Origin of the sequence: Mycolicibacterium komossense (assembly GCF_025822605.1) — a bacterium.
Lineage (GTDB): Bacteria > Actinomycetota > Actinomycetes > Mycobacteriales > Mycobacteriaceae > Mycobacterium > Mycobacterium komossense.
The window spans coordinates 191,260-203,034 of the sequence record NZ_JACKTY010000029.1; the positions used below are offsets into that span (position 1 = coordinate 191,260).

The 11,775-nt window shown below is 66.5% G+C and carries 13 protein-coding genes; 12 read left to right on the forward strand and 1 reads right to left on the reverse strand.

Annotation, left to right across the window (positions count from 1 at the left end):
- The first annotated feature begins 36 nt into the window (after positions 1 to 36).
- The 8 genes from H7J73_RS14355 to H7J73_RS14390 all read left to right on the forward strand — a co-directional run bounded on the left by H7J73_RS14355 (position 37) and on the right by H7J73_RS14390 (position 7,169).
- The gene (locus H7J73_RS14355) at positions 37 to 1,665 is read left to right on the forward strand and encodes an acyl-CoA carboxylase subunit beta (RefSeq protein ID WP_264068111.1); all 1,629 of its coding nucleotides are present in this window, start codon (positions 37 to 39) and stop codon (positions 1,663 to 1,665) included.
- A gap of 39 nt (positions 1,666 to 1,704) precedes the next feature.
- Positions 1,705 to 1,986 carry an acyl-CoA carboxylase epsilon subunit gene (locus H7J73_RS14360; RefSeq protein ID WP_264068113.1) on the forward strand — a complete coding sequence of 94 codons (282 nt, stop codon included), beginning with the start codon at positions 1,705 to 1,707 and terminating at the stop codon, positions 1,984 to 1,986.
- On the forward strand, positions 1,983 to 2,630 hold the full coding sequence (locus tag H7J73_RS14365) for a Maf family protein (protein WP_264068114.1): 648 nt from the start codon (positions 1,983 to 1,985) through the stop codon (positions 2,628 to 2,630). Before H7J73_RS14360 ends, H7J73_RS14365 begins: the two co-directional genes overlap by 4 nt.
- An 82-nt stretch (positions 2,631 to 2,712) precedes the next feature.
- Complete coding sequence (locus H7J73_RS14370) at positions 2,713 to 3,609, forward strand: sulfurtransferase (protein ID WP_264068115.1); 897 nt, start codon at positions 2,713 to 2,715, stop codon at positions 3,607 to 3,609.
- Positions 3,609 to 4,037 (forward strand): SufE family protein, encoded by a 429-nt coding sequence (locus H7J73_RS14375; RefSeq protein WP_264068116.1) that lies wholly within the window; start codon positions 3,609 to 3,611, stop codon positions 4,035 to 4,037. The genes H7J73_RS14370 and H7J73_RS14375 overlap by 1 nt, the downstream gene beginning before the upstream one ends.
- A gap of 116 nt (positions 4,038 to 4,153) precedes the next feature.
- A complete protein-coding gene (locus H7J73_RS14380) occupies positions 4,154 to 5,953 on the forward strand; it encodes an acetyl/propionyl/methylcrotonyl-CoA carboxylase subunit alpha (protein WP_264068118.1) in 1,800 nt (599 codons plus the stop codon).
- Positions 5,954 to 5,966: 13 nt separating this feature from the next.
- Positions 5,967 to 6,299 carry a hypothetical protein gene (locus tag H7J73_RS14385; RefSeq protein WP_264068119.1) on the forward strand — a complete coding sequence of 111 codons (333 nt, stop codon included), beginning with the start codon at positions 5,967 to 5,969 and terminating at the stop codon, positions 6,297 to 6,299.
- 132 nt (positions 6,300 to 6,431) lie between these two features.
- Positions 6,432 to 7,169, forward strand: coding sequence for an SDR family oxidoreductase (locus tag H7J73_RS14390; protein WP_264068120.1), 738 nt, complete (start codon positions 6,432 to 6,434; stop codon positions 7,167 to 7,169).
- Positions 7,170 to 7,186: 17 nt separating this feature from the next.
- Here the strand turns inward: H7J73_RS14390 and H7J73_RS14395 are convergent, their stop codons facing one another.
- The gene (locus H7J73_RS14395; protein WP_264068121.1) at positions 7,187 to 7,744 is read right to left on the reverse strand and encodes a nucleotidyltransferase family protein; all 558 of its coding nucleotides are present in this window, start codon (positions 7,742 to 7,744) and stop codon (positions 7,187 to 7,189) included.
- 33 nt (positions 7,745 to 7,777) lie between these two features.
- On the opposite strand from H7J73_RS14395, the gene H7J73_RS14400 reads away from it, so the two are divergent.
- Genes H7J73_RS14400 through hpxO form a run of 4 tightly spaced genes read left to right on the forward strand, consistent with a single transcriptional unit; the run spans position 7,778 to position 11,752 of the window.
- Positions 7,778 to 9,685 (forward strand): PbuX/PucJ/PucK family nucleobase permease, encoded by a 1,908-nt coding sequence (locus H7J73_RS14400; protein WP_264068123.1) that lies wholly within the window; start codon positions 7,778 to 7,780, stop codon positions 9,683 to 9,685.
- A complete protein-coding gene (uraD, locus tag H7J73_RS14405; protein WP_264068124.1) occupies positions 9,686 to 10,258 on the forward strand; it encodes a 2-oxo-4-hydroxy-4-carboxy-5-ureidoimidazoline decarboxylase in 573 nt (190 codons plus the stop codon).
- Entirely contained in the window at positions 10,255 to 10,578 is a 324-nt protein-coding gene (gene uraH / locus H7J73_RS14410) for a hydroxyisourate hydrolase (protein ID WP_264068125.1), read from the forward strand. Before uraD ends, uraH begins: the two co-directional genes overlap by 4 nt.
- 7 nt (positions 10,579 to 10,585) lie before the next feature.
- Entirely contained in the window at positions 10,586 to 11,752 is a 1,167-nt protein-coding gene (gene hpxO / locus H7J73_RS14415; RefSeq protein ID WP_264068127.1) for an FAD-dependent urate hydroxylase HpxO, read from the forward strand.
- Positions 11,753 to 11,775 lie beyond the last annotated feature (23 nt).

Consider the following 11,775-nt stretch of genomic DNA (forward strand, 5'->3'; position numbering starts at 1 on the left):
AGAAAACGGCACCACACGCCCGATACCATCGACACCATGACCAGTGTCACCGAACCTTCCGCGGCGAACGACGTCGACATCCACACCACCGCCGGCAAGCTCGCCGACTTGCGGCGGCGGACCGAGGACACGTTGCACCCGGTCGGCGAGGCCGCCGTGGAGAAGGTGCACGCCAAGGGGAAACTGACCGCCCGCGAACGCATCTACGCACTTCTCGACGAGGGATCCTTCGTCGAACTCGACGCGCTGGCCAAGCACCGCAGCACCAACTTCGGGCTGGAGGCCAACCGCCCCGTCGGCGACGGCGTGGTGACCGGTTACGGCACCATCGACGGCCGCGACGTCTGCATCTTCAGCCAGGACGCCACGGTGTTCGGCGGCAGCCTCGGTGAGGTCTACGGCGAGAAGATCGTCAAGGTGCAGGAACTGGCCATCAAGACCGGACGCCCGCTGATCGGCATCAACGACGGCGCCGGCGCCCGCATCCAGGAGGGCGTGGTCTCACTCGGCCTGTACAGCAAGATCTTCCGCAACAACATCCTGGCCTCGGGTGTCATCCCGCAGATCTCGCTGATCATGGGTGCCGCGGCCGGCGGCCACGTCTACTCCCCCGCGCTGACGGACTTCGTGATCATGGTCGACCAGACCAGCCAGATGTTCATCACCGGCCCGGATGTCATCAAGACCGTCACCGGCGAGAACGTCACCATGGAGGAGCTGGGCGGCGCCCACACCCACATGGCGAAATCCGGCACCGCGCACTACGTGGCCTCCGGCGAACAGGACGCCTTCGACTACGTCCGTGACCTGCTGTCCTTCCTGCCGCCCAACAGCGCCGCTGAGCCACCGCGCTACCCGGCCCCGCCACACCCGGGCGCGATTGAGGACAACCTGACCGAAGAAGACCTCGAGCTCGACACACTGATCCCGGATTCACCGAACCAGCCATACGACATGCACGAGGTGATCACCCGGATCCTCGACGATGACGAATTCCTCGAAGTCCAGCAGGGTTACGCCACGAACATCCTGGTCGGGTTCGGGCGGATCGAGGGCCGGCCAGTCGGCATCGTCGCCAACCAGCCCACCCAGTTCGCCGGCTGCCTGGACATCAACGCCTCGGAGAAGGCCGCCCGGTTCGTCCGCACCTGCGACTGCTTCAACATCCCGATCGTCATGCTGGTCGACGTTCCCGGCTTCCTGCCCGGCACCGACCAGGAGTACAACGGCATCATCCGACGCGGCGCCAAGCTGCTGTACGCCTACGGCGAGGCCACGGTCGCGAAGATCACCGTCATCACCCGCAAGTCCTATGGCGGCGCCTACTGCGTGATGGGCTCCAAGGACATGGGGTGTGACGTCAACCTTGCCTGGCCCACCGCCCAGATCGCGGTGATGGGCGCCTCGGGCGCCGTCGGCTTCGTCTACCGCGGCCAGCTCAAGGAAGCGGCGAACAACGGCGAGGACGTCGACGCGCTGCGCCTCGAACTGCAGCAGGACTACGAGGACACGTTGGTCAATCCCTACGTGGCCGCCGAGCGTGGCTACGTCGATGCCGTCATCCCGCCCTCGCACACCCGCGGTTACATCGCGACGTCGCTGCGACTGCTGGAGCGCAAGATCAGCCAGATCCCCCCCAAGAAGCATGGGAACATCCCGCTCTGATCGAGCTGTGCCCCGCGACAACCTGTTAAGGACTGCCGAATGAACCACGATGCCGACATCACCGAGGTCAGCGACCCGCGCGAGATGACGATCGACGTGCCGGCACCGACGTCGGCACCGGAGATCCACGTCCTCAAGGGCCAGCCGTCCGACGAGGAGGTGGCCGCACTGGTCGCCGTTCTCAGCGCCGCCGGTGGCGGCGCAGCCGAGCCAGGCCCGCAGGAACTCAACCCGTGGGGCCATCCCGTCGACAAGCTGCGCTACGGCCTGACCAGTTGGCAGCACGTCACCCTGCTCGAACGGACCCACATGCGCCGATGACCAGGCTGGTCCTGGCTTCGGCGTCCAGCGGGCGGCTCAGAGTGCTGCGCGGTGCCGGTGTCGAACCGCTCGTCGTCGTCTCCGCCGTCGACGAGGACGCGATCATCTCCGCGCAGGCAGGGGCGGCTCCCGACACGATCGTCACCGCGCTGGCCGTCGCCAAGGCTCGCGACGTCGCCAGTCGGTTGCCGACGGACGTCGCGGCGGATTGCGTTGTGGTGGGCTGTGATTCGATGCTTTTCCGCGACAGTGAGCTGCATGGGAAACCGGGCACCGCGACGGCAGCCAAGGCTCAGTGGCATTCCATGGCAGGCCGTTCCGGCCAGCTCTACTCCGGACATTGCCTGCTGCGCCTGCGCGAGGCCGCGATCGTCACGCAGAAATCGGCAGCCGCTCTAACCACAGTGCATTTCGGAACGCCGACAGCCGAAGACCTCACCGCCTACATCGACAGCGGCGAACCTCTCGGCGTCGCGGGAGCGTTCACCCTCGATGGTCTCGGCGGCTGGTTCATCGACCGAATCGAAGGCGATCCGGCCAATGTCATCGGACTCAGCCTGCCCCTGACACGTTCGCTTCTGGCAGCCGTGGGAGTGTCGATAACGGACCTGTGGGCGACAAATCGGGTCGGTAAAGCTACCTGATCCGGCGATTCCCGCAGCCAATCCGGCCAAACCGGAGTCGGGACCACCGGCTTCCCCGCTCCACACCGGTAGGCTCACTTTCGTGCCGATACCTGCAGATCCGAGCCCCGCACTGGCGGACTACGCCCACCCTGAACGTCTGGTGACCGCCGACTGGTTATCCGCCCATCTGGGCACGAAGGGCCTGGCCATCGTCGAGTCCAACGAGGATGTGCTGCTCTACGACGTCGGCCATATCCCGGGCGCAGTGAAGATCGACTGGCATACCGATCTCAACGATCCCGAGGTGCGGGACTACATCAACGGCGAACAGTTCGCCGCCCTGATGGACCGCAAGGGCATCTCGCGTAGCGACACGATCGTCATCTACGGCGACAAGAGCAACTGGTGGGCGGCCTACGCGCTCTGGGTCTTCACGCTGTTCGGGCACGACGACGTCCGCCTGCTCAACGGCGGACGTGACCTGTGGATCTCCGATCACCGCGACACCACATTGGATGTCCCCACCCGCACCTCCACCGGCTATCCGGTGGTCGAGCGCAACGACTCCCCCATCCGGGCGTTCAAGGACGATGTCCTCTCGACGCTGGGAACCCAGACCTTGATCGACGTCCGCTCGCCACTGGAGTACACCGGCGAGCGCACCCACATGCCGGATTACCCCGAGGAAGGCGCGCTGCGGGGCGGCCACATCCCGTCAGCGATATCGGTGCCGTGGGCCAAGGCTGCCGAGGACAGCGGCCGGTTCCGCAGCCGCGCCGAACTCGACGCGGTCTACGAGTTCGTCACGGCCGCCCCGGACAAGCCCGTGATTGCCTACTGTCGCATCGGCGAGCGGTCCAGCCACACCTGGTTCGTCCTGACACACCTGCTCGGCGTGCCGGGCGTGCGCAACTACGACGGTTCCTGGACCGAGTGGGGCAACACCGTGCGGGTCCCCATCGCTACGGGTGAAGCACCAGGAGACGCGCCCACCTGATGACCGAGACCAGCCGTCTGCCGGCAGCTCTTTCCGAGGTGGTCGCCGAATTCGCCGAGATGCAGGGCCAGGACAAACTTCAGCTGCTGCTCGAATTCGCCGGTGAGCTCCCCGAGCTGCCCGCCGAGCTCGAAGAAGCCTCGATGGAGCCGGTCCCGGAATGCCAGTCGCCATTGTTCCTCCATGTCGACGCGAGCGATCGAGGATCCGTCCGGCTGTACTTCAGCGCACCCGCCGAGGCACCCACGACACGCGGCTTCGCCTCGATTTTGGCGGCCGGTCTCGACGGTCAGTCCGCCGCCGACATTCTGGCCGTGCCGGACGACTTCTACTCCGCTCTCGGCCTTGCGGCGCTGATCAGCCCGCTGCGACTGCGTGGAATGTCGGCGATGCTGGCGCGCATCAAGCGGCGGCTGCGGGACCCCTAGCCCTCCCTACCGAGCAGTAACCGAGACCGCCTGGCTCCCCCGGAAGGCGTGGCGCTTAAACTGCCCAACGAAGATTCTTAAAGTAATTTCTTAGAGACATTCCATCAGGAGGCGCAGTGCCTAGTCATGCCAGCTCGAGCATCTCCAAGGTTCTCGTTGCCAACCGCGGCGAGATCGCGGTTCGGGTCATCCGCGCGGCCAAGGATGCCGGCCTGGCCAGCGTGGCGGTGTACGCCGAACCCGACGCTGACGCCCCCCACGTGCGGTTGGCCGATGAGGCGTTCGCCCTCGGCGGCCAGACCTCGGCCGAGTCCTACCTGGTGTTCGACAAGATCCTGGAGGCTGCCGCCAAGTCCGGCGCCAACGCGGTTCACCCCGGCTACGGGTTCCTTTCCGAGAATGCTGATTTCGCCCAGGCTGTCCTCGACGCCGGGCTGATCTGGATCGGGCCCAGCCCACAGTCCATCCGCGACCTCGGCGACAAGGTCACCGCCCGCCACATCGCCGCCCGCGCGCAGGCACCGCTGGTCCCCGGGACCCCGGACCCGGTCAAGGACGCCGACGAGATCATCGCCTTCGCCAAGGAGCACGGCCTGCCCATCGCCATCAAGGCGGCCTTCGGTGGTGGCGGGCGCGGTATGAAAGTCGCGCGCACCATGGAGGAGATCCCCGAGCTCTTCGACTCCGCCACCCGTGAGGCCGTCTCGGCATTCGGTCGCGGTGAGTGCTTCGTCGAGCGCTATCTGGACAAGCCGCGGCACGTCGAGGCCCAGGTCATCGCCGACACCCACGGCAACGTCGTGGTGGCCGGTACCAGGGACTGCTCGCTGCAGCGTCGCTTCCAGAAACTCGTGGAGGAAGCCCCTGCTCCGTTCCTCACCGAGGCCCAGCGCAAAGAGATCCACGAGTCGGCCAAGCGCATCTGCAAAGAAGCCGGCTACTACGGCGCGGGCACTGTCGAGTATCTCGTCGGACAGGACGGTTTGATCTCCTTCCTCGAGGTCAACACCCGCCTGCAGGTCGAGCATCCGGTCACCGAGGAGACCGCGGGTATCGACCTGGTGCTGCAGCAGTTCAAGATCGCCAACGGCGAGGCGCTCGACATCACCGAGGATCCGACGCCGCGCGGCCACGCGTTCGAGTTCCGTATCAACGGCGAGGACGCCGGCCGCGGGTTCCTGCCCGCACCCGGCCCCGTCACCAAGTTCGAGCCGCCGACCGGCCCCGGTGTGCGGCTGGATTCCGGTGTCGAAACCGGTTCCGTCATCGGCGGTCAGTTCGACTCGATGCTCGCCAAGCTGATCGTCGTCGGCGCCACCCGCGAGGAGGCGTTGGCTCGGTCCCGCCGTGCGCTCGCCGAATTCAACGTCGAAGGCCTGGCCACCGTCATCCCGTTCCACCGCGCAGTGGTGTCGGACCCCGCCTTCATCGGCGATGACAACGGCTTCACCGTGCACACCCGCTGGATCGAGACGGAGTGGGACAACACAGTCGAGCCGTTCACCGGCGGTAGTGCCGTCGAGGCCGAAGATGATCAGCCACCCCGCCAGACCGTCGTCGTCGAGGTCGGCGGACGCCGTCTCGAGGTGTCGCTGCCCGGTGACCTCGCCGTCGGTGGCGGCGCAGCAGCACCGTCCGGAGTCATCCGGAAGAAGCCCAAGCCGCGCAAGCGTGGTGCCCATGCCGGTGCCGCCGCGTCCGGCGACGCCGTGACCGCTCCGATGCAGGGCACCGTGGTCAAGGTGGCCGTCGAAGAGGGCCAGGTCGTGGCCACTGGCGATCTGATCGTCGTGCTCGAGGCCATGAAGATGGAGAACCCGGTGACCGCGCACAAGGACGGCACCATCACGGGTCTGGCGGTGGAGGCCGGTGCGGCCGTCACCCAGGGGACCGTCGTCGCCGAGATCAAGGACTAGCGCCGCCGGCGACATGGAGCCCGTCGAGATCAACAACGGTCAGTGGTACCTGCGTGCGCTGCGCTACGACGATCGCGTCGATGACCGACCCGCGCTGGCCGACCTCGGAGAAGTCGACCTCGACTACGTGCATGACGCCGAGGACGGCTGGGCCGACGACACCCGCTACACGTGGGCCGTCTGCGAACCCACCACCGGTGAACTACTCGCCGAGGTGACCCTGGATCCGGTCACGGCGTACCTGCACAGCCGGGCGCGGCCAGGATTCCAGGACGCCGCGGCAATGTCGGAGGACACCGTGCGCCGGTGGGCCTCGGCTGTTCTCGGGATCACGGTGCACACCTGACTCGGGTGCATACCTGGCTCGGGCCGGGGAGATGGTTTTGCGCACGATGAATGGCACGGAATACGCAGGCCCCGAACCAGATTGACCGCGCGGGTATCCGAGGAACCGAGCTGGTCCGGCTACGGTTTTCGAATGCCGGCCCCGACAGCTGACGAAGTATTCGCCGACCGCAACATCGTCCTGATCGGCGGTGGATCGGGTATCGGTCTGGCGACCGCCCGACGGGTGATCGCCGGTGGCGGCAGCGTCGTCCTGGGCGGGCGCTCGGCCGACCGTCTCGCCGACGCCGCACACGCGCTCGGCCCACGGGCCGGCTGGCATCGCGTCGACACCACGGATCAGCTTTCGGTCGACGAGTTCTTCGGCGGAACCGACACCGTCCACGGCCTGTTCACCACCGCCGCCGATTACGTCACCGGACCGATGTCCGAGCTGACCGTCGCCCAGGCGGCCTCCGCCTTCGACTCCAAATTCTGGGGCCAGTACCGGGTGGTCAAGTCGGCGCTTCCGAAGCTGGCTCCCGACGCCGCCGTGGTGCTGATGTCAGGCGCGGCCGGCGCACGTCCGGCGGCGATGGCCCCCGCCTACAGTGCGGCCAACGCCGCCATCGAGGGGCTGGCCCGCGGACTTGCAGTCGAACTCGCGCCGATCACGGTCAACGCCATCGCCCCGGGAACCGTCGACGGCCACCTCTGGAATCAGCGCGACCCTGCCGTCCGTGAGGCCGCGTTCGCGGCCTATCGCGCCGCCTCCGCGGTCGGGCGGCTGGCCACCGAGGACGACATCGCACATACCGTGGCCTACCTGTTGACCAGCCGCGTCACGACCGGATCCACCGTCTTTCCCGACGGTGGGTACGCCTTTCACTGAGATTGCCGAGCGTTCCCTCAGCCTTCGGGCGGGAAGTCCCGGTCTGTGCCGGTGGCCAGATCACCGCATTCGACGACGACGACGTCCGCGGAGTGGGCCGAGAGGAACCGGCGGGCGCCCTGATCGCCGGATAGCGATCCCACCAGCTCCGGCCAGTGCTGCGCGTCGATCACCACCGGGTGTCCCGGCGTTCCGTCATAGGTCGTCCGAACCAGCCCCGACGGGCTGCGATCCACCGCCGCCAGCACCCGGCGCACGACGTCGGCGCCGACATCGGGGGTGTCCACCAGATGCAACACCACCCGCTGCGCCCCGGCCGCCGCGGCGAGTCCGGCCCGCAGCGAAGCACTCATCCCGTCCGACCACCGCCGCGCGATCACCGCGCGCGCGGGTGCGGGCACGTCCACCACGGCAGCGCCCAGCACCACCACGACATCGTCACAACCGCCCTCGACGAGCGCAGCGACCGCGAGCCGCAGCCACTCCCGTTCTCCGACAAGCACTTTCGGCATGCCATAGCGAGTACCGGCGCCCGCGGCCAACAGCACGCCGACAGTCTCGCCCGGTTTCGACATGCGAACAGTGTGAACCTGGTCGATTCTTTACTGATGTCGGCCCCGCCATCCACACCCCAGAAGAAGCGTGTGCATCCGGTTGACGAGGTGCTGCCCGCCCCCAAACTCGCCCTCTACGGGTTCCAGCACGTGGTGGCGTTCTACGCCGGCGCGGTCCTGGTGCCGATCATCATCGCCGGCGCGATCAAGCTCCCTCAGGAAGATCTGGTCAAGCTGATCACGGCCGACCTGTTCACCTGTGGCATCGCGTCGATCATCCAGGCGGTGGGGATCTGGAAGATCGGTGTCCGACTCCCCCTGCTTCAGGGCGTCACCTTCGCCGGAGTCTCGCCGATCATCGCGATCGGACTGGCCCATGGCGGCGGCGCGTCCAGCCTGCTGTACGTCTACGGTGCGGTGATCGTCGCTGGCGTCTTCACCTTCCTGATCGCGCCGATCTTCGTCAAACTGCTGCGGTTCTTCCCGCCGGTGGTCACGGGCACCCTGATCACGATCATCGGCTTGTGCCTGGTCCCGGTGGGTGCGGGTGACGCCGTCACCAATCCCCATACGGGAGAACATGATCCGACGAACATCCGCTGGCTGCTCTACGCATTGGGCACCATCGCCATCATCGTCGGGATCCAGCGATTCTTCCGCGGCTTCATCGCCACCATCGCGGTACTGCTGGGCCTGGTGATCGGATGTGCCGTCGCCTTCGCGCTCGGTGACATGACCTTCGACAAGGTCGGCGACGCTGCCGCGATCGGCTTCACCCAGCCCTTCGTGTTCGGCTTCCCCAAGTTCGACTTCGTCGCCTGCATCACGATGATCATCATCTTGTTGATCACCGCGGTCGAATCCACCGGCAGCACCATGGCGACCGGCGAGATCGTCGGCAAGCGCATCAAAGCCTCCGACATCGGCAATGTGCTGCGCGCCGACGGCCTGGCCACCGTCATCGGCGGCGTCTTCAACTCGTTCCCCTACACGGCGTTCTCGGAGAACGTCGGCCTGGTGCGACTGACCGGCGTGAAGAGCCGCTGGGTGGTGGCCGCGGCCGGCGTCATCATGATCGTCCTGGGCTTCCTGCCCAAGGTGGCGGCCGTCGTGTCGTCGGTGCCCAACCCGGTACTGGGCGGTGCGTCGCTGACGCTGTTCGCGACGGTCGCCGCCGTCGGCATCCAGACGCTGGGCAAGGTGGACTTCACCGACCACCGCAACCTGATCATCGTCACCACCAGCCTGGCGCTGGCCCTGTGGGTCACCGCCTATCCCGACGTCGCCAAGTCCATGCCGACCGGTGTCGACCTGCTGTTCGGCAGTGGGATCAGCATCGGCGGCATCGCCGCGATCCTGCTCAACGTGCTGTTCTTCCACCTCGGCATCAGCAAGGGACCTAGGGTCGCGGGCGGGGGCACCATTACGCTCGACGAGGTGAACTCGATGACCAAGGAACGCTTCACCGAGGTATTCGGGCATGTGGTGCAGGACATTCCGTGGGCAGTCGAGCGGGCCTTCGAACAACGTCCGTACTCCGATACCCAGGCACTGCGCGAGGCGTTCCAGGACGCGGTACTGACCGGCTCGTCCGAGCAACAGCTGGAGCTGATCAACCGATTCCACGACCTGGGCGCCGAGGACGAGACCGGGCACGCCCTGGCCGTCGACCACGTCGCCTTGAGCAACCTGGCCGAGGAGGACCACAACGACGTCGTCGAGCTCGCCAACGCCTACCGCGAGCACTTCGGCTTCCCGTTGGTGATCTGCGCGCGCGAGACCGAACACTTCGACCGGGTGCTCAAGAATGGCTGGTCGCGAATGGACAATTCGACACCGGCCGAGAAGGCGTTCGCGCTGATCGAGATCGCCAAGATCGCCAACTACCGATTCGACGATCTGGTGGCCGATGCCAATCCGATCGCCGCGGCCCGGTTCAGCCGGCTCAACGAACTGCAGTAGATGCCCATCCAGGGATCGTTGGGTCTGGACGGTTTCACCCGTCTGACCGACCGGCAGCGGATGAACCTGCTGTTCGGTGTCTGCTCCTCGCCGATCTGGGCGCGCCGGGTGCTCGCCGGCGGCCCGTTCCGCGACGTCGACGCCCTGCTGGACCGCGCCGATCGGGTACTCGCCGAGCTACCCGACGCCGAGATCGACGCTGCGCTGGACGGCCACCCGCGCATCGGCGCTTCAGTGTCGCTGGTCGACAATGCCTCCTCGGCCCGCGAGCAGGCCGCCGTCACCACCGCCGCCGACAGCGTCAAAGCCGAGCTGGCCGCGAAAAACCTTGAGTACGACCAGAAGTTCGGCTATGTCTACCTGGTGTGCGCCAGCGGGCGCTCGGCCGAGGAGCTACTCGACATTCTCGCCGACCGGCTACACAACGACCCGGACACCGAGCGTCGCGTGATGCGCAGCGAGCTGGCCAAGATCAACCGGCTACGGCTCGAACGACTACTCAGTGAACCCCCCACCGATGTGGGCGTCGATCCGCCCGCCGAGACCAGCCCCCCGAAGGGATCCGGTACGTGACACATCTGAGCACGCATGTCCTCGACGCCGTCACCGGGCAGCCCGCGGTCGGCGTGCCGGTCGCCCTGACCGATACCACCGGCACACTGCTGACCCAGGCTGTCACCGACAAGGATGGCCGCATCGGCAGCCTCGCCTCCCAGGAGCTGTCCGGCGTGCACCGTCTCACGTTCGACACCGCGGCCTACTTTGTCGCCCAGGGCATCGTCGGCTTCTATCCAGAAATTGTGATCGCGTTCGACATCACCGACCCCGCAGGTAAATATCACGTTCCCGTGCTCTTGTCCCCCTACGCGTACTCAACCTACAAAGGAAGCTGAGGTTCCCTTGAAGGCGATGATCATCGGTGCCGGCATGGGCGGTATGAGCGCAGCCATCGCCCTTCGCCAGATCGGCTTCGAGACCGAGGTCTACGAGCGGGTGACGGAGAACAAGCCGGTCGGGGCCGCCATCTCCGTCTGGTCCAATGGCGTCAAATGCCTGAATTACCTTGGGCTGGAGGCGAAGACCGCGGCCATCGGCGGCATCGTCAACTCGATGAGCTATGTGGACGGACACACCGGTGAGACGATGTGCCGGTTCTCGATGCAACCCCTCATCGACGAGGTCGGCCAGCGGCCGTACCCGATCGCCCGCGCCGAACTACAGTCGATGCTGATGGAGGCCTATGGCCTGGCCGACATCAACTTCGGTATGAAGATGGTCAGTGTCACCGACGGTGCCGAGCAGGCCACTGCGACTTTCACCGACGGCTCGACGGCGACCGCAGACGTGATCATCGGCGCCGACGGGGCCGCTTCGATCACCCGCGAGTACATCCTCGGTGCGCCGGTCACCCGCCGCTACGCCGGCTACGTCAACTTCAACGGCCTCGTCGAGGTCGACGAGGAGATCGGGCCCGCGACCGAATGGACCACTTATGTCGGTGACGGGAAACGGGTTTCGGTGATGCCGGTAGCCGACGGCCGGTTCTATTTCTTCTTCGACGTCGTGGAGCCTGCTGGAGCGCCTTACGAAAAGGAAAGCGCCCGTGAGGTATTGCGCAGCCACTTCGGCGGCTGGGCGCCCGGGGTGCAGAAGCTGATCGACACACTGGACCCGACGACCACCAACCGGGTGGAGATCCTCGACCTGGATCCGTTCCACACCTGGACCAAGGGCCGGGTCGCCGTACTCGGCGACGCCGCGCACAACACCACCCCGGATATCGGTCAGGGCGGGTGCTCGGCGATGGAAGATGCCATCGCCCTGCAGTGGGCCTTCACAGACCACCCCGACGACGTGCATGCGGCGCTGGCTGCCTACCAGGGGGCGCGCACGGAACGTGCGGGCGAGCTGGTGCTGCGGGCCCGTAAGCGCTGCGACGTGACACACGCCAAAGACCCGGTCACCACAGCCGACTGGTATCAGGGTCTACGCAGCGAAGACGGCAGCGGCATCATCCGCGGCATCGTCGGCAACATCATGGGCGGGCCACTGACACCGGTGGTCTGACGCCGGAATACCATGGGCCGCTT